The organism is Microbacterium sp. F2E, assembly GCF_020905435.1.
Taxonomy (GTDB): Bacteria; Actinomycetota; Actinomycetes; order Actinomycetales; family Microbacteriaceae; genus Microbacterium; species Microbacterium lacticum.
Map to the genome: position 1 here is coordinate 22,468 of NZ_JAJJIB010000001.1, position 18,120 is coordinate 40,587.

Below are 18,120 nucleotides of genomic sequence, written 5' to 3' on the forward strand. Positions count from 1 at the left end.
GCGCCTCACTCCTCCGACGACGACCCCTTGAACAGCCGCCGCCACACGTTCGTGTCGGCGAGATCGAGCAGCTCGTCGCCGCGCCCCGAGAGCACCGTCTTCAGCGCCCACACCGTGAAGCCCTTCATCTGCGCGGCCGTGATCGTGGGCGGCATCGACAGCTCCTCGCGCGCGGTCACCACGTCGACGAGTACGGGCCCCTCGGTCTCGAGCGCCCGGGTCAGCGCGCCGCGCAGCTCCGACGCCTTCTCGACCCGGATGCCCGTGATCCCCACAGACTCCGCGACGGCGGCAAACGACGGGTTCTCGAGCCCCGTGCCGAAGTTGACGATGCCCGCCGCCTTCATCTCGAGCTCGACGAAGTTCAGCGAGGCGTTGTTGAAGACGACGATCTTGATGGGCAGATTGTTCTGCTTGATCGACAGCAGATCGCCCATCAGCATCGCGAGTCCCCCGTCCCCGGCGAGCGCCACGACCTGCCGCGACCGGTCGGATGCCTGTGCGCCGAGCGCCTGCGGCATCGCGTTCGCCATCGATCCGTGCAGGAACGACCCGAGCAGCCGACGCCGACCGTTCATCGTGAGGTACCGCGACGCCCAGATGACGGGGCTTCCGACATCGGCGGTGAACACGGCATCCTCGCTCGCCAGCTCGTCAAGCAGGCGTGCGACGTACTGCGGGTGGATCGGCTGCCTGCCGTCGTCGACCGCCAGCTCGTCGAGGCCCTTGCGGGTCTTGCGGTAGTGCTCCACCGACTCCTTCGCGAACGCGTCGCTGCGCCCCTCGTCGATCAGCGGCAGCAGCGCCTCGGCCGTCTCGCGCACCCCGCCGACGAGCCCGACGTCGATCGGCGTCCGCCGGCCCAGCTGCTCGCCACGCAGGTCGACCTGCACGATCTTCGCCTTCTCGGGGAAGAACTGCCGGTACGGAAAATCGGTGCCGAGCATCAGCAGCGCATCGCACTTCTCCATCGCCCGATACCCCGACGCGAAGCCGAGCAGCCCCGTCATCCCGACGTCGTACGGGTTCTGCCACTCGATGTGCTCCTTGCCGCGCAGCGCATGCACGATCGGCGCCTGCAGCTTCGCGGCGAGCGCGATCACCTCGTCGTGCGCCCCCGCGACGCCCGCACCGGCGAGGATCGTGACCTTCTTCGCGCCGTTCAGAATGGATGCCGCAGCCTCCAGCCCCGAGGCATCCGGCAGCACCGTCGACCGCGTCGGCAGAATCGGCGCCGTCGCGCGGCGATCGGGAGCGTCGGCGAAGAACACGTCGCCCGGCACGACGACGACGGCCACACCGCGCTTCTCGACGGCCGTGCGCATGGCGATCTCGAGCACCCACGGCAGCTGTGCCGGGTCACCGACCAGCTCGGAGTAGACGCTGCACTCGCGGAACAGCTCCTGCGGGTGGGTCTCCTGGAAGTACGTGCTGCCGATCTCGGCCGACGGGATGTGCGAGGCGATCGCGAGCACCGGCACCCGGTTGCGGTTCGCGTCGAACAGGCCGTTGATGAAGTGCAGGTTGCCCGGGCCACACGAGCCGGCGACGACCGCGAGCTCGCCGTTCAGCTCGGCATCCGCCCCCGCCGCGAACGCCGCGGCCTCCTCATGGCGCATGTGCATCCACTGGAGCGCGTCCTTGCCGCTGTCGCGGCGCAGCGCGTCGGTGAAGGCGTTGAGCGAGTCACCGGGAAGGCCCCACACCCGGGTGACGCCGGCCCGCTTGAGAGTGTCGATGAAGAAGTCTGCAACGTTTGCCATGATTCGACGCTACGCCCCCTGGGCTCTCTGCGCCTAGGGTTGACAGCCGCAAACCTCCGTATCCCGTGTGAGTGCGAGCCCAAGGTGTGTCAGAGGTTGCGATCGGCGCACATTCTCGGAATCGTGGCCGACTCATCCACGCAAAGCACTCCACGGAAGGAGAGCACCATGCTCACACTCACCGAGAACGCCAGCACCGCCGTCAAGCACCTCACCGAGCGGATTCCCGCCGACTCGGCGGGCCTGCGCATCGCACAGGCCACGGCACCGAACGAGGGCTACGCCGTCACTCTCGCCGACGCGCCCGAGGAGGGCGACACGGTCGTGGAGGATGCCGGGGCGCGGGTCTTCGTCGACGCGGTCTCGACCGTGCAGCTCGACGACCGCGTACTCGACGCGCAGATCGACGAGAACGGCGGCGTCGGTTTCGCGCTCGCGCAGCGCCGCTGATTCCGCCTTCGGAACCACGGATGGCGCCCCGGCACACGATGCCGGGGCGCCATCCGTGGTCTACAGCCGTAGCGCTCGGGCGGGTCAGCGGAAGTCCCGGGACCGGTGCTGCACCCCCACCCGCAGGTCTTCGAACGCGTCGGCGACGAGGTTCGTCACCCCTTCCGGCGAGCGCTCCAGCATGCCGCGCGCGATGAGCGCCGGCGAGTCGCGCAGCACCCGTCGATACCGGTCCCACACCCCCTTCGAGCAGATCACGTTCATGAGGCCGTGCTCGTCCTCCAGGTTCAGGAACGTGATGCCCGACGCCGTCGCCGGCCGCTGCCGGTGGGTCACCAGGCCCGCAACCTCGACCCGGCGGCCCTCTTCATGCTCACGCAGACCACGCGAAGTGAGCACGCCCCGCGCATCCAGCTGCGATCGGTAGTGCGTGAGCGGATGATCGTCGGTCGAGATGCCGGTCGCCCAGAGGTCGGCGGCGAGGACGTCGTAGCTCGACTGGTCGGGGAACAGCGGCGGCTGCACCGACATGAGCGTGCCCGCGAGGAACTCGGTGCGATCCTGCGCGGCATCCCCCGCCAGCCACAGCCCCTCGCGCCGCGAGATGCCCATGCTCTCGAACGCCCCCGCGGTGGCGAGCGCCTCGACCTGCGCCTCGGTCGCGTTCGTGCGCCGCACGAGGTCGCGGAGGTCGCGGAACGGACCCTCGGCCGCACGCGCCGCGACGATCCGCTTCGCGAGCGGCTGCCCGACGCCGGTGACGGCGGCGAGCCCGAGCCGCACCGCGAGAGCGCCGTCGCGGCGATGCCGGGCCGACTCGTCGGGCGCGGCGCCGTCGAAGACCGGCACGGGCGGCTGGTGGCGATCGGTGCACGCGTCCCGCCCCGTCGGCGCGGCGATCGGCGCTCCAGGCCCGCCCGCGGGCGACGATGCGTCGGCGCCGACCGCTTCGAGCCCGGCGTCGGCGCCGGAGGCGTGGATGTCGGGGCGGCGCACCGTCACGCCGTGACGCCGGGCGTCGGCGACGAGGGACGCCGGCGAATAGAACCCCATCGGCTGCGCCCGCAGCAGCGCCGCCAGGAACGCCGCCGGGTAGTGCAGCTTGAGCCACGACGACGCGTACACGAGCAGCGCGAACGACAGCGAGTGGCTCTCGGCGAAGCCGAAGTTCGCGAACGCCTGGATCTTCGCGTAGATGTCGTCGGCGACCTCGCCCACGAGCCCGTTGCGCTCCATGCCGGCGTAGAGCTTCGCCTTCACCGACTCGATCCGCTCGATGCCGCGCTTCGACCCCATCGCACGGCGCAGCACATCGGCATCCTCACCCGTGAGATCCCCCACGGCCATGCCCATCTGCATGAGCTGCTCCTGGAAGATCGGGATGCCGAGGGTGCGCTCGAGCACCGGCTCGAGCTTCGGATGCGCGTAGGTGACCTTCTCGCCCTGCACCTTGCGCCGCACGTACGGGTGCACCGCGCCGCCCTGGATCGGCCCGGGCCGGATGAGCGCGATCTCGATCACGAGGTCGTAGAACCGCCGCGGCTGCAGTCGCGGAAGCAGCCCCATCTGCGCGCGCGATTCGACCTGGAACACCCCGATCGAATCCGCCCGGCAGAGCATGTCGTAGACCGCCTGCTCCTCTTTCGGGATCGTGTCGAGCGACCATTCCTCCCCCGTCGCCGCCCGGATGAGATCGAAGCAGTACTGCAAGGCGGCGAGCATGCCGAGACCGAGCAGGTCGAACTTGACGAGCCCCATCCACGCCGCGTCATCCTTGTCCCACTGGATGACGGTGCGCTTCTCCATGCGGGCATGCTCGATCGGCACGACCTCGCCGACGGGACGCTCGGTGAGCACCATGCCACCGGAGTGGATGCCGAGGTGGCGGGGCGCCTTCATCAGAGCGCTCGCGTATTCGAGCACCCGATCGGGGATGTCGTGGGCACCCGGCACGGGGCCGTCCCACCGCTCGACCTGCTTCGACCAGGCATCCTGCTGCCCCGGCGAATGACCGAGGGCCCGCGCCATGTCGCGCACCGCGTTCTTCGGCCGGTACTGGATGACGTTCGCGACCTGCGCGGTCCGCTCGCGGCCGTAGGTGTCGAACACCCACTGGATGATCTCCTCGCGCCGGTCGGAGTCGAAGTCGACGTCGATGTCGGGCTCCTCCTCGCGCATCGCGGAGAGGAACCGCTCGAACGGCAGGTTGTAGAAGATCGAGTCGACCGCCGTGATGTCGAGCAGATAGCAGACGGCGCTGTTGGCCGCGGATCCGCGCCCCTGACAGAGGATGCCTCGGCGCCGCGCCTCGGCGACGATCCCGTGCACGATGAGGAAGTAGCCCGGGAAGTCCTTCTGCTCGATGACGCCGAGCTCTTTGTCGATGCGCGCGCGGTCGGCGTCGGACGCGTCGGGATACTTGCGCGGCACGGCATCCCACACGAGCTTCCGCAGCCACGACATCGGCGTATGACCCTCGGGCACCGCCGTCTTCGGCAGGGCGGGCTTCGCGCGGCGCAGGGGGAACGCGAGCTCGTCGGCGAGGGTCACGGTGCGCGCGATCGCCCCCGGGTAGCGGCGGAAGCGGCGAGCCATCTCGGCGCCGGAACGCAGATGCGCCGCGCCGTGCGAGGGCAGCCACCCGTCGAGCTCGTCGAGGCCGCGGCCCGCCCGCACGGCGGCGACGGCCGCGGCGAGCTGCATGCGCTCGGGCGCGGCGTAGTGCACGTTGTTGGTCGCGAGGACAGGCAGCCCGCGCTCGGCGGCGAGGGCGGCGAGCAGGTCGTTGTCGCGGGTGTCGGCGGGGTTTCCGTGGTCGATGAGCTCGACGTCGACCGCGCCCGCGCCGAAGCGGGCGACGAGCCGGTCGAGAGCGTCGGCGGCCGCCGCGGCGCCACCGGATGCCAGTGCCTGACGCACCGCGCCCTTGCGGCACCCGGTGAGCACGGCCCAGTGCCCCTCGGCGCGCGCGGCGAGGTCGTCGAGGTCGTAGCGGGGGCGGCCCTTCTCGCCGCCGGCGAGCTGCGCGTGCGTGATCGCGGCGGCCAGGCGGTGATAGCCCTCCTCGCCGCGGGCGAGCACGAGCAGGTGGGTGCCCTCGGGGTCGGCCGGGCCGCTGCGCGCCGCGCTCGGCGACCACGGATCATCGCTCAGCGACAGCTCGGCGCCGAACACCGTCTTCACGTGCAGCTGTTCGGCGGCTTCGGCGAAGCGGACGATCCCGTAGAACCCGTCGTGATCGGTGACGGCGAGGGCGTGCAGCCCCAGCCGCTCGGCCTCCTCGGCGAGCTCCGCCGGCGACGAGGCCCCGTCGAGGAACGAGTACGACGAGTGCACGTGCAGCTCGGCGTAGGGCACGGCGTCGTCCGGGCGTTCGATGGGCGGGGGCTCGTACTTTCCGCGCTTGCGTGAGAACGCCGGGCCGTCGCCGCCGTCGGGCTCCTTGGCGCGCCCGCTCAGCACGCGCTCCATCTCCGACCACGTCACGGAAGGGTTGTTGAAGCCCATCAGTCGTACCTCCCCTCCACCGTCCAGCCGCCCTCCTCGCAGACGAGCAGCCACGCCACCTGCTCGGTGTCGACGATCTGGAACCGGTGCGCGCGGCGGGCGCGCGCGGCATCCCACCCCCGTTCGATCACCGGCCACGGCCCCGCCCACCGGTCGACGCCGCGGCGCTGCGCGGGGCGCGCGGGCTGCCCCGGCCGCCCCGGCGCGGCGCTGACCGTGACCCACACCGGCTCGGCGGTCGGCTCGCCCCGCCCGTCGACGGCCACCATGTCGCCGTCGGCGTCGAGCACCGCCACTGGCGGCGCGTCGGCGAACACCGTCGTGGGGAGCGGCCCGGGCAGGCTGCCCGGCCACGGCCGGTCGGCGACCCGCGCCGCCGACTCCAGGCGGTCTCCCCACGGCACGAGCTGCTGCCGCTCGGCGAGCCATCGCCCGCCGCCGATCTCGGGGGTGAGCACCCCCTGATGCCCGAGCATCGCCTGCACCCGCGACAGTGCATGGTGCACGCGCTCCTCGGGCCCCGAGCCGAACAGCCGCGCCGTGTGGTGCGCTGCGGCATCCACCCCCTCGGGTTCGATCCGCACGCTCGTGACGGCGCTGCGGAGCCCCGCGCTCGCGCCGGCCCCGCCCGCGCGGCGCCCGACCCCCGCCGCGCCCTGCTCGGCGAGCTGCCACCGCACCCGGTCGACGATCGCCGCGGCGTCGAACGCGTCGGGATGCCGCCACACCCGTTCGCTCCGTTCCCCGTGCTCGCCGGTCAGCACGACGCGCACCTCGGTGCAGACGAGGCCCCGATCGCCCAGCCGTCCGGTGAACTCCTCGGCCGGCACGCGCACCCCGAACGCGATCTGCTCGGCGAGGCTCACCGGCGGCTCGAAGGCGACCTCGCGGTGCAGTTCGGGCGGGGGCGTGCGCGCCTGCACCGGACGGGGGTCGTGTCCGGATGCCAGGGCGAAGAGCCGCGCGCCGCGGGCGCCGAACCGCTCGCTCAGCCGGTCGGGGCCGAGGGCGGCGACCGCTCCGAGCGTCTGCACGCCGAGCCGGGCGAACAGGCTCACCGTGTCGTCGTCGAGCACCGCGACCGGCAGCGGGGCGAGGAAGGGGCCGGCCGCCCCGCGCGGCACGATCCGCACCGGGTCGGTCGCGCGGGTGCCGCGGCGGGCGGCCTGCTCGGCGGTGAACGCGCCGTCGGCGACCGCGACACGCACATCGTCGATCCCCTGCGCGGCCACCGCTCCCGACAGCACGGTCGCCGCCGACGCCTCCCCGCCGTAGAACCGCGCCGGCCCCTTCGCCTGCAAGGCCAGGAGCCCCGGCTGGATCACCTGCACGCTCGGCGCGGCCTCTTCGACCGCGGCGACCACGGGAGCGAACGCGCGGTGGTCGCGCACCGGGTCGTCGAGGACGACCTCGAGGTGCGGGCAGCGCGCCTGCGCGTCGCGACGCCGCTGGCCGCGGCGCACCCCCTCAGCCCGCGCCGCAGGCGAACAGGCCACCACCGCGCCCTTCGCGAAGATCGCGATCGGCAGGGAGACATCCCACGGCTCGTCGCCGTCACGGGCGAGCGCCACGATCGGCCAGTCGGGCACCCACACGACGAGCGTCCGCGGCGCGAGCTCGGCGGCATCCGGCATCCGCTCGCCGGTCATCCGCTCACCCGGCATCCGCTCACCCGGCATCCGCTCGCCCGTCATCAGCTCACCGCCCGGAGCGGCATGCCATGGTCGGGCGTGACGGCACGGGAGACCGCACCCGCGGCATCCGGCAGCAGCACGCGGCCCGTGCGCGGGCGGGGAAAGCGGCGGCTGGTCACCGTGACGGTCAGCTCTCTGCCCTCGAGCAGGCCGTACCCCTCGCCGATGCCCGACCACGACGGGTCGCCGACGTCGATCATCGCCTCGGTCTGCGGCCACGGCCCCTGCACGAGCAGCACCGCCTCACGCTCGCGCATGCGCCCCGCCAGGCGCGCGATGTCGCCGTCTTTCGCACGCGCGGGCGGGCGCACCGCCACCACCGGCAGCACGTCGGCGATCGCCGCCGTCACCGCGAGCCAGCGCTCCCCCGGCTCGGGGATCAGCACGAGTCTCGACAGATCGACCCCCGCCGCGCGGGCCGCCTCGGCCCCCAGGTGCGGCATGCCCACTGCCGCGCACCAGGCCCCGTCTTGCGAGGGGCGGGCGAACAGGGCGAACAGCAGCGACATCGATCGCCCGAGCGAATACGAGGCCCCGGGGCGCAGGCCACCGCCGGGAAGCAGCGTGGCGAGGGCCTGCGGCACCGGCAGCACGGGCGTCTCGAGCCGCCGGCCCTGCATGCGCTCGAGCTGCGCACGCAGCCCGTCGACGGTGCTCGCGACGTCACGGACGGCGACGTTCCCCACGATCGACCTCATCTCACCAGAGTAGAACTTTCGTTCTAATCTCTCAATCCAGTGAGATCGAAGATAACCACGGGGTCGGACATCGCCGCCGCCGGTCTCGAGCCAGCCGGAGGAAGGCGTGGTCGCGCGGGAAAAGCCTCAGGCGGCGAGCGAGAGGTACGGTTCCCAGACCGGGTCGGAGCGCTCCGTGCCCCGCACCGTCCACTGCGCCCCGCGGGGCGGCTGCGGCACCCAGCGGAGGGTCCAGCTCATCTCCTGCGGCGTGCGATCGCCCTTCACATTGTTGCAGCGCAGGCAACACGCGACGAGGTTCTCCCACGAGTCCGCTCCCCCGCGCGAGCGCGGCAGCACGTGATCGATCGTGCTGGCCGGCCCGCCGCAGTACGCACAGCGGTGCGCGTCACGGCGCAGCACGCCGCGGCGGGTGACGGGCACCCGGCGGGCGCCGGGAACCCGCACATAGCGGGTGAGCACGATGACGGCGGGGCGATCGACCTGACCTCCGATCCCCCAGACGGGATCCTCGTCGATCCGCTCGATCACGGTCGCCTTCTCGTTCATCACGAGCACGAGGGCTCGTTTGAACGAGACGACGGCCAGGGGTTCGTATCCGGCGTTCAGTACCAGGGTGCGCATGCGGTGTCCTCTCGAACGGCCGTGACGGCTTCAGCGGCCTCTCGGTGTGAGATCGCAGCGACCGGGCGGGCCGCGGGCACGAAAAAAGGCGCTGTCATGAAGACAGCGCCCTTCTCTCACAGCTCTCGCTGCGGCAGTCGTGCACGCGATGGCGGAGCACGTAGCGGCCGGATGCGTTCCGGCAGAGGGCATCCATGGTGCGGATGCGGGCTCCTGCTGTGTCCACCTGTTCCCCCTCGGCTTCTGCGAGCGTCGGGATCAGGGTAACCCAGTCGGGGAAGGGGTCGGCGAAAACCGGGCGAACGGATGCCGCGTGTCGCCCGACCTCGACCGGAGCGCGTCGGGCGTCAGCCGACGTTGGCGACGAGCCAGCTCTCCGCGTCGACCCACGAGCCGTTGACGTAGATCTCCAGGTGCAGGTGCGTGCCGAAGGCGCGCCCGGTGTCACTGACCTGCCCGATCAGCTGCCCGGCGCTGACGGTCTGGCCGACCGTGACCCGCCGCGAGCCGTAGAGCATGTGCGCGTAGAGCGAGGTGACGCTCTGGCCGCCGATGTTGTGGGCGATCTTGACGTAGACGCCCCATCCCGGGCCGTCCTCGTCGGAGGCGACGACCACGCCGTCGGCGATCGAGTAGAGCGGCGTGCCGCGGTCGGCCATGTAGTCGATGCCCTTGTGGCCGGCGTAGGGGGTGCCGAAGTTGTTGAACGACGTCAGCGGGCGGACGACCGAACCGGCGGGGGCGATCGTCTCGGCGATCGCTCCGGTGTAGCTCGACGAGTCGGCCGACGCCGCTGCGGCGGCAGCGACGCGCGCGGCGGCCGCGGCCTTGGCGGCCTCTTCGTCCTTCTTCGCCTGGATCTCCTCGGGCGTGGTGGCGGCGTAGCCGCCGCGCGCGAGGGCGGCGGGCGTCGCCTCGGATGCCACGACGAGCGACTGCGCATTGTCGGCGGCCAGCTGCTGCACGGTCGTCACGGCCGCCTCGGCGGGCGTGCTGCCGGCGGCGCTGAACGCGGCGGGCACCGCGACGGTGGCCACGAGGGCGGCGACGGCGGCGACGGTGAAGAAGCTGCGCGCCGGATGCGGCTTGCCGGCGGCACGGCGCTGGGCGCGGGTGGGGCGCGGCGCGGGCGCCTGCGCGGCGGTGGTCGGCACTACCAGGCGGCGCGCACGGCTCCGCAGAACGGTCTTCGTCGGCTCGGACTCGGGTGTCTCTTGCGACGGGTCGTACTTTTCAGCCAAGGGTCCTCCGGCGCCTCCGCATGCCCCCGCTGACGGGGATCGCTGGTTCGTCGGCACTCGGTGTCAGGGCACAGATGTACGGGTGTCACCGCGCGAACGACGAACCCATGAGGCAATTCGTGCGGCGATCCGTGGCGGGCTTCTCGCCAGTTGGACTTTTCGAGGCTACCCGAAGGTAACGAATAAGTCACGTAGCACCTGTCGGACCCAGCGCTCTCCCACCGGATGCCCAGGGTCAGGCCTGCGGCGCGGCGCCCGTCAGGAAGATGTGCGAAGCGACCTCGACGGGGAGCTCCAGCCCCTCGTCCGAGCCCTCCATCTGCACCAGCACGTAGCCTTCGCTGAAGCGGAAATCGCCCACGGCGCCCGGCATGACACCCGCATCGCGTAGCTGGGTCAGCAGCTCGGGGTCGACCTGGGCCGGTTCAGCGAGCCGGCGCACGGTGCCGGTGACCGGCCCGCCGGTCTCGTTCATGAGCCGGACGAGTCCGACGACGCCGTCGTCGAACGTGCGCGCGGGCACGTCGCCGAGCTGGTCGAGACCCGGGATCGGGTTGCCGTAGGGCGATTCGGTGGGGTGCCCGAGCAGTTCGAGCAGACGCCGCTCGACGAGCTCGCTCATCACGTGCTCCCAGCGGCAGGCCTCTTCGTGCACATACGCCCAGTCGAGCCCGATCACGTCGGAGAGCAGCCGCTCGGCGAGACGGTGCTTGCGCATCACGTCGACGGCCTTCTGCCGGCCGGCCTCGGTGAGGGCCAGCGACCGGTCGTCGGTGACGACGATCAGCCCGTCGCGCTCCATCCGGCCGACGGTCTGCGAGACGGTGGGGCCGGAGTGGCCGAGGCGCTCCGAGATGCGGGCGCGCAGGGGCACGATGCCCTCTTCCTCGAGCTCGAGGACGGTGCGCAGATACATCTCGGTAGTGTCGATCAGGTCGGTCATGGCTGCCTCGGTGCGCGAAGGGGATACAGATGTGTCGGTGCATCCAGCCTATCCGTTCGGTCAGACAACAGACGCGGGCGCGGCGCCCCGGGCAGGATGCCACGGCCACCATCGCCCGAGACGTCGCCCTAGACTCTGTGCATGGCCCACGTGACTCTCCCGCGCGAGATCCTGCCCACCGATGGACGCTTCGGCTGCGGCCCGTCCAAGATCCGCACCGAGCAGATGATCGCCCTCGCCGGTCCCGGCGCGGCGCTGCTCGGCACCTCGCACCGCCAGGCCCCGGTGAAGAGCCTCGTCGGCCAGGTGCGCATGGGTCTGTCCGACTTGCTGCGCCTGCCCTCCGGCTACGAGATCATCGTCGGCAACGGCGGGTCGACCGCGTTCTGGGATGCCGCATCGTTCGGCCTCATCGAGAACCGCGCGCAGAACCTCGTCTTCGGCGAGTTCGGCGGCAAGTTCGCCGCCGCCGCCGCCGCGCCGTGGCTGCAGGCGCCCGACGTGCGCAAGGCCGACCCGGGCTCGCGCACGACCCCGAGCCCCGTCGAGGGCGTCGACGTGTACGCCTGGCCGCACAACGAGACCTCGACCGGCGTCTCGGCGCCCGTCGAGCGGGTGCGCGGCGACGAGGGCGCGCTCACCGTGATCGACGCGACGAGTGCCGCCGGCGGCATCAACCTGCGCATCTCCGAGTCCGACGTCTACTACTTCGCCCCGCAGAAGAACCTCGGCTCCGACGGCGGCCTGTGGTTCGCGGCGGTCTCCCCCGCCGCCATCGAGCGGATCGAGCGGATCGCCGCATCGGGCCGCTACATCCCCGACTTCCTGAGCCTCAAGAACGCGCTCGACAACTCGCGGCTCAACCAGACCCTCAACACCCCCGCGGTGGCGACCCTGTTCCTCCTCGACAAGCAGCTCGAGTGGATCAACGGCAACGGCGGCCTCGGCTGGGCCTCCGCCCGCACCGCCGAGTCGTCGTCGGTGCTCTACGACTGGGCCGAGAGCGTGCCGTACGCGACGCCGTTCGTGGCCGACCCCGCCGACCGCTCGCCCGTCGTCGTCACGATCGACTTCGACGAGACGGTGGATGCCGCGGCCGTGGCATCCAGCCTCCGCGCCAACGACATCGTCGACACCGAGCCGTACCGCAAGCTCGGTCGCAACCAGCTGCGGATCGCGACCTTCGTCTCGATCGAGCCCGACGACGTGCGCCAGCTCGTCAAGTGCATCGAGTACACGATCGACGGTCAGCGCGGCTGATCCGCGCTGACGCCTGCTGACGGCCGCCGCCGCTCGCCGACGACGCGCAGACGCAGCTCGGCGACTGGGCCGGCTCGTCGGGGCAGGTCGACTGGCTCGACGCCGGTCAGCCGCGCGGCCAGATCACGACCGTGCTCGACGGGCTGCGCTCGCTCCTCCCCGACGACTGGACGCTCACGCACACCGCAGGCGCCGAGATCCTCACCCTCGAAGACGACCCCGCGGGAGCGTTCTTCCCCGACGGGCAGCCGCGGCCGAAGGTCGTCGTGCCCGTCGAGCCCGACGACGAGATGATCGCCGAGGCCGTCGCCGCCCGTGAGGCCGCCGTCGTCGTCGCCGTGGTGGGCGACCGGATCGAACTCGTCGGCGATGGCCGCTCCACCGCGACGCTCGAGCTCGTCGGCGGGCAGCGCGCGCTCCTCGAGGCGCTCGCGGCCACCGGCACCCCCCTCGTCGTCGTGCTGATGGCCTCGAAGCCCCTCGTGCTCCAGGCCTACGTCCGCGACGCGGTGACCTCGGCCAGCTGGGCCGACAAGGAGCTCAAGGCGTACCGCCACGTCGACCTCGCGCCCGGCGCGGAGGAGACCGTGGAGCTCGAGGTGCCGGTCGCCGACTGCACGATCGTGGATGCCACGGGCGCGCGCATCGTCGAACCGGGCGCCTTCGAGCTGTTGATCGGCTCGTCGTCGCGTGACGAGGACCTGCGGTCCGTGAGTTTCACGGTCGCGGCTGCCTGACCCGGACAGGCCGATCCGGCCGGGCGCCGGCGCGGTGGGTGCCGTTCAGCGCTCGGTCGGATCACTTTCGTCGGCGTCGTCGATCTCGTCGTCGTCTTCTTCTGCGGCCGCGTCGCCCGCGTCTGCTTCGTCGTCCTCGTCCGCGTTTTCGTCGTCTTCCGCGTCTTCGTCGAGCTCGTCGATGTCGACGCCGTCGACGTCGCCCGCGTGCAGGATCGGCGAGCCGTCCTCATCGAAGTCGGCGGCGTCGAGGTCGTCGATGTCGTCGTCGAGATCGTCCTCGTCGTCGGCCTCGTCGGCATCCTCGTCGCCCTCGTCCGACGCCTCGGCGTCCCCCTGCTCGGCGGCGAGGGCGGCCTGCGCCGCCTGATACTCGGCGAGCCGCTCGGCCCACGGCACCCACTCGGGAGCGAGAAGGGCCCCTTCGCCGGGCAGCAGTTCGGCCTCGAGCACGGTCGGCTCGGCGCCGTCGACCACGGCGACGCTCACCGTCCAGAGCCAGTTCGGGTAGCCCGGCATGGTGTTCGCGAAGCGGAGCGACACGACGCCGCCCTCTTCGAGGGTGTAACCCGCGGGTGCCCCGACCGTCGCTGCCGGGGTGATCTCGTAGAGCGCGGCGCGCGCGAGGTCGTGCGCGTCGATGAGGCGCGCGTCGGCGACCGCGTCGACCGTCTCGACGGCGTCGTCAGCGGCCTGTTCGTCGTTCTCAGGCGTCGAGGTCATCGGCTACCTTGCGCAGGATCGCGGCGACCTTCGCACCCTGACCCGCGTTCGGGTAGTGGCCGCGGCGCAGGTCCCCGCCGACCTTGTCGAGCAGCTTGACGACGTCTTCGACGATGATCGCCATGTCATCGGGCTTCGGGCGGTTGCGCTTGGCGAGGCTCACCGGGGCATCCAGCACCCGCACCGCGAGCGCCTGCAGCCCCCGCTTGCCGTCGGCGACACCGAATTCGAGCCGCGTGCCGGTCTTCACGACCGTTCCCGCAGGAAGGACCGAGGCGTGCAGGAAGACATCCTGGCCGTCATCGGTGGTGATGAAGCCGAAGCCTTTCTCGTCGTCGTAGAACCTGACCTTGCCGGTGGGCATCTGAACCTCGCTGATCGTGCGCGCCACGTGTCGTCGACGACGTGCGCGCGCGGGTGATGAGGGGGCGGTCGCCCCGCCCTCCAGCCTAGTTCACGACCGTACGGCGGCCGGGCGTGAACCACTAGGCTGGTGCCGATGTCGCCTTCCACGCCCCGCAGCCCGGCTGCCGCCGATGACCTTCCCGTCCGTCGGATCGACCGTGTGCTGGCATTCATGTCTCTCGGCCTGCTGCTGCTGTCGGTTGTCTGCTTCGTCGCGATCATGATCGGATCGGCCTCGGGCATGGACCACGACGACTTCGGGTCGGGGCTGTGGCCGGCGGTCGGCACGACCGTGTACATCGCACCGATCGTCGCGTTCGTGCTGCTGCTGACCGTGCTGATCATGACCTTCGTGCGAAAGGCGCGGGCCGGCAAGCGCCGCTGACCGTGGCCGCCTCCGACGCCCGCACGCTCGCTCGTCAGCTCTCCGCCCGCAGCGACGAGTCGCTCGCGGCGCTGTTCGATGCGCGGCGCGTTTCCCCCACCTCCCCCTGGAGCGACGCGTTCGACGCCGCGGAGCAGCTGCTCGACCCCGCGTCCCTGGCGCGAGCGATCACCGACCTCTCCGCCCGTGAGGCGCACGCGCTCCGCGCCGCCCTCGACGACGCGGTCCCGGCCGGCCCCGACCGCGACGCGCTGGTGGCCCGCGCCCTGATCTCGGACGACGGCACAGCGTGGGATGCCACGGCCGCCGCCCTCCGCGCCGCGACGGTCGTCTCTGCTCCGGCCGCGGGGTCGTCCGGGGCGGCACGGGACGACCCGGCCCCGGACGACGCGGCGCCCGCCGACGCGGCGCCCGCCGACGCGGGCTCGGCCGGCGCCGCACCGGCCACGCCCGGGGCGCCGGAGACCGATGCCGCCGCCGCGGAGCGGGCATTCACCGCCGTCGCCTCGCTCGCCGACGTGCTGCAGGCCGCGCTCACCAGCCCGCTCGCACGGATCGGCGCGGGCACCCTCGGCGCCGCCGACCGTCGCCGCCTCATCGAGTCGGGCGCCGTCGCCGATGCCGACGCCGCCGACGAGCTCGTCGCGATCGCCGAGCAGGCGGGGCTCCTCGCCGCCGACGGCCGCACCCTGCTCGTCACCGCGCCGGGTCTCACGTGGCTGCGCTCGAGCACGATCGAGCGCTGGCTCACCGTGGCGGCCGCCCTGATCGACGCGCTCCCCTGCGCCCTGCGCCCCGTCGAGGACGGCGAGGCCGGCGACCGCGTGGACCGCGGCTGGATCGACGTGGATGCCTGGCCGGGCGCCTACCCGTACGACCCGGCATGGCGCGCGCGCGCCGACGCGATACTCACGGCGCTCCGGCGCTGGGCCGTGCTCGATGCCACCGGCGCCGCGCCCGCGTGGACGCGGCCCGCCGCCGCGGGCGGCGACATCGACGCCGACGCCCTCGCCGCGCTCCTTCCGCCCGAGGTCGATCGGGTCTACCTGCAGAACGACCTCACCGCGATCGCCCCTGGCTCCCTCGCTCCGCACCTCGACATGCGGCTGCGGTCGATGGCGCGCCGCGAGTCGCGCGCCCAGGCATCCTCGTATCGGTTCACCGCCGATTCGCTCGCCGACGCGCTGACGGCGGGCGAGACCGCGCAGACGCTGCGCGCGTTCCTCGAGGAGCTCTCGCTGACGGGCCTGCCGCAGCCGCTCGCCTACGAGATCGAGCGCTCGGCGAGCCGCCACGGCGCGCTCCGCGTCGGCCCCGACGGCCTCGGCCACACCCGGGTCACGAGCGACGACGAGGCGCTGCTGCGCACCGTCGCCGTCGACCAGGCGCTGCGCCCGCTCGGCCTGGTGCCGAGCGGCGAGGCATCCGGCGGCGACGCCCTCCTCACCCGGTCGAGCCCCGACACCGCGTTCTGGATGATCGCCGACGCCCGCTACCCTGTCGTCGCCGTCGACGAGAACGGGGACCGCCGCGCGCTCGACCGGCACCGGCTCGCCGGTGCCGCGCAGCCCGCCCCCGAGCCGGTGGCCGTGTACGCCGGCCTGCTCGCGCGGCTGCGTTCCGCCGAGAGCGGCGACGCCGATGCGGCGTGGCTCGGCCGGGAGCTCGAACAGGCCGTCCGCGCCCGCGAGACGATCGTCGTCGCGGTGCGCCTGCCCGACGGCACCGAACGCGAGTTCACGATCGAGGCGACCGGGCTCGGCGGCGGACGCCTGCGCGGCCTCGACCGCAACGTCGACGTCGAGCGCACGCTCCCCGTCTCGAGCATCACCCGCGTGAGTCCGGCCTGACCGGGCGCCGGTAGACTGGTCCGCTATGGCTGACGGACCCCTGATCGTGCAGAGCGACCGCACGGTGCTGCTCGAAGTGGCTCACCCCGACGCCGAGAGCGCGCGTCACGAACTCGCGATCTTCGCCGAACTCGAGCGCGCCCCTGAGCACATCCACACCTACCGGATCACCCGGCTGGGCCTCTGGAACGCCCGCGCGGCGGGACATTCCGCCGACGACATGCTCACGACGCTCGATCGCTGGTCGCGCTTCCCCGTGCCGGCATCCGTCTCGATCGACATCCGCGAGACGGTCAACCGCTACGGCCGCCTCGTCATCGAGCGCGACGAGGAGGGCACGCTCATCCTCCGCGCGACCGACACCGCGGTGCTCGCCGAGGTCGCGAAGAACAAGCGCATCCAGCCGCTTCTCACGGGGCATCCCTCCCCCGGCGTCTTCACGGTGGATGCCTGGGCACGCGGCCACATCAAGCAGGAGCTGCTCAAGGTCGGCTGGCCCGCCGAAGACCACGCCGGCTACACCCCCGGCACGCCGCACGAGATCGAGCTCGCCGAGGACGGCTGGACGCTGCGGCCCTATCAGCGGAAGGCCGTCGACATTTTCAGCGAGGGCGGGTCGGGCGTCGTGGTGCTCCCCTGCGGCGCGGGCAAGACGCTCGTCGGCGCGGCGGCGATGGCCGACACGAAGACGACGACGCTGATCCTCGTGACCAACACCGTGAGCGCGCGGCAGTGGCGCGACGAGCTGCTCAAGCGCACCTCGCTCACGCCCGAGGAGATCGGCGAATACTCCGGGCAGGTCAAGGAGGTCAAGCCGGTCACGATCGCGACGTACCAGATCCTCACCGCGAAGCGGAAGGGCGAGTACGCGCACCTGGCGCTGCTCGATGCCCTCGACTGGGGCCTCATCGTCTACGACGAGGTGCACCTGCTGCCCGCGCCGGTGTTCAAGCTGACCGCCGACCTGCAGGCGCGGCGGCGCCTCGGGCTCACCGCGACGCTCGTGCGCGAAGACGGCCGCGAGGGCGACGTGTTCAGCCTGATCGGGCCGAAGCGCTTCGACGCGCCGTGGAAGGAGATCGAGGCGCAAGGCTTCATCTCCCCGGCCGTCTGCTACGAGGTGCGGGTGGACCTGCCGGCGGGCGACCGCATGGAGTACGCCGCCGCCGCGGATGACGAGCGCTACCGGCTCGCCGCCACGGCGCACGCGAAGATCGGCGTCGTGCAGGATCTCGTGGCTCGGCACGCGGGCGAGCAGATCCTCGTGATCGGGCAGTACCTCGATCAGATCGACATCCTGTCCGACGCGCTCGGCGCGCCGCAGATCACCGGCGCGACGCCGGTCGACGAGCGCGAGGAGCTGTACGGCGCGTTCCGCGAGGGACGCATCCCGGTGCTCGTCGTCTCGAAGGTCGCGAACTTCTCGATCGACCTCCCCGAGGCATCCGTCGCCATCCAGGTGTCGGGATCGTTCGGATCGCGGCAGGAGGAGGCGCAGCGACTCGGTCGGCTGCTCCGCCCCAAGCAGAGCGGCCACACGGCGAGCTTCTACACCCTCATCGCCCGCGACACGGTCGACCAGGACTTCGCCCAGAACCGCCAGCGCTTCCTCGCCGAGCAGGGCTACAGCTACACCATCCTCGACGCCGACGGCCTCGCCGCCGCCTAGCTGCCCCGCCGGGGTGTCTGTCACCATCCGTCGGACCGGTGGTGCTGGTGTCACCTCGTGGTGCACCCCAGTGCACACCCGCACCACGTCTCCGACTCCTGGCGCCCCACCCGCCGCGGCGATGGCCGAGCGGCGGCGCGGCGCCGGCCGGGCGGCGACCGGCGTCCCTGC

14 protein-coding genes and 1 pseudogene are annotated in these 18,120 nt (G+C 72.2%); 6 read left to right on the top strand and 9 right to left on the bottom strand.

What is annotated here, in order from left to right:
- Positions 1-5: 5 nt before the first annotated feature.
- Positions 6-1,763: a ubiquinone-dependent pyruvate dehydrogenase gene (poxB, locus tag LOK55_RS00090; protein WP_229933739.1), complete on the bottom strand. Its 1,758-nt coding sequence runs from the start codon at positions 1,761-1,763 to the stop codon at positions 6-8.
- 168 nt (positions 1,764-1,931) lie between these two features.
- Here poxB and LOK55_RS00095 point away from each other — a divergent pair, with 168 nt between their 5' ends.
- Complete coding sequence (locus LOK55_RS00095; protein WP_229933740.1) at positions 1,932-2,213, top strand: iron-sulfur cluster assembly accessory protein; 282 nt, start codon at positions 1,932-1,934, stop codon at positions 2,211-2,213.
- Positions 2,214-2,297: 84 nt separating this feature from the next.
- Here LOK55_RS00095 and LOK55_RS00100 read toward each other — a convergent pair whose 3' ends face one another.
- The 6 genes from LOK55_RS00100 to LOK55_RS00125 form a co-directional block, all read right to left on the bottom strand.
- Positions 2,298-5,720 (bottom strand): error-prone DNA polymerase, encoded by a 3,423-nt coding sequence (locus LOK55_RS00100; protein WP_229933741.1) that lies wholly within the window; start codon positions 5,718-5,720, stop codon positions 2,298-2,300.
- Positions 5,720-7,354, bottom strand: coding sequence for a DNA polymerase Y family protein (locus tag LOK55_RS00105; protein WP_229934029.1), 1,635 nt, complete (start codon positions 7,352-7,354; stop codon positions 5,720-5,722). The genes LOK55_RS00100 and LOK55_RS00105 overlap by 1 nt, the downstream gene beginning before the upstream one ends.
- 59 nt (positions 7,355-7,413) lie before the next feature.
- Positions 7,414-8,112 (bottom strand): hypothetical protein, encoded by a 699-nt coding sequence (locus tag LOK55_RS00110; protein WP_141381071.1) that lies wholly within the window; start codon positions 8,110-8,112, stop codon positions 7,414-7,416.
- A 126-nt stretch (positions 8,113-8,238) separates the two neighbouring features.
- Positions 8,239-8,736 carry an HNH endonuclease gene (locus LOK55_RS00115; RefSeq protein ID WP_141381070.1) on the bottom strand — a complete coding sequence of 166 codons (498 nt, stop codon included), beginning with the start codon at positions 8,734-8,736 and terminating at the stop codon, positions 8,239-8,241.
- Between the two features lie 347 nt (positions 8,737-9,083).
- Positions 9,084-9,977, bottom strand: coding sequence for a peptidoglycan DD-metalloendopeptidase family protein (locus tag LOK55_RS00120; RefSeq protein WP_229933742.1), 894 nt, complete (start codon positions 9,975-9,977; stop codon positions 9,084-9,086).
- Positions 9,978-10,212: 235 nt separating this feature from the next.
- Positions 10,213-10,920 (bottom strand): metal-dependent transcriptional regulator, encoded by a 708-nt coding sequence (locus LOK55_RS00125; protein WP_141381068.1) that lies wholly within the window; start codon positions 10,918-10,920, stop codon positions 10,213-10,215.
- A gap of 141 nt (positions 10,921-11,061) precedes the next feature.
- On the opposite strand from LOK55_RS00125, the gene serC reads away from it, so the two are divergent.
- Both serC and LOK55_RS00135 read left to right on the top strand, forming a co-directional pair.
- Positions 11,062-12,180, top strand: coding sequence for a phosphoserine transaminase (gene serC / locus LOK55_RS00130; RefSeq protein ID WP_196325296.1), 1,119 nt, complete (start codon positions 11,062-11,064; stop codon positions 12,178-12,180).
- Between the two features lie 29 nt (positions 12,181-12,209).
- Positions 12,210-12,917, top strand: a pseudogene (locus LOK55_RS00135) (fibronectin type III-like domain-contianing protein); the annotation flags it as partial.
- A 45-nt stretch (positions 12,918-12,962) separates the two neighbouring features.
- On the opposite strand, the gene LOK55_RS00140 reads toward LOK55_RS00135, so the two are convergent.
- Both LOK55_RS00140 and LOK55_RS00145 read right to left on the bottom strand, forming a co-directional pair.
- Positions 12,963-13,640, bottom strand: a complete 678-nt coding sequence (locus LOK55_RS00140; protein ID WP_229933743.1) for a DUF3027 domain-containing protein — start codon at positions 13,638-13,640, stop codon at positions 12,963-12,965.
- Positions 13,624-14,004, bottom strand: a complete 381-nt coding sequence (locus LOK55_RS00145; protein WP_141381076.1) for a cold-shock protein — start codon at positions 14,002-14,004, stop codon at positions 13,624-13,626. The genes LOK55_RS00140 and LOK55_RS00145 overlap by 17 nt, the downstream gene beginning before the upstream one ends.
- Positions 14,005-14,139: 135 nt before the next feature.
- Here LOK55_RS00145 and LOK55_RS00150 point away from each other — a divergent pair, with 135 nt between their 5' ends.
- From LOK55_RS00150 to LOK55_RS00160, 3 genes are read left to right on the top strand one after another with little or no spacing between them, the layout of a single operon-like run.
- Positions 14,140-14,430 carry a multidrug ABC transporter ATPase gene (locus LOK55_RS00150; protein ID WP_196325294.1) on the top strand — a complete coding sequence of 97 codons (291 nt, stop codon included), beginning with the start codon at positions 14,140-14,142 and terminating at the stop codon, positions 14,428-14,430.
- 2 nt (positions 14,431-14,432) lie between these two features.
- On the top strand, positions 14,433-16,280 hold the full coding sequence (locus tag LOK55_RS14190; RefSeq protein ID WP_229933744.1) for a helicase-associated domain-containing protein: 1,848 nt from the start codon (positions 14,433-14,435) through the stop codon (positions 16,278-16,280).
- A 25-nt stretch (positions 16,281-16,305) separates the two neighbouring features.
- On the top strand, positions 16,306-17,949 hold the full coding sequence (locus LOK55_RS00160; protein WP_229933745.1) for a DNA repair helicase XPB: 1,644 nt from the start codon (positions 16,306-16,308) through the stop codon (positions 17,947-17,949).
- Positions 17,950-18,120: the final 171 nt, after the last annotated feature.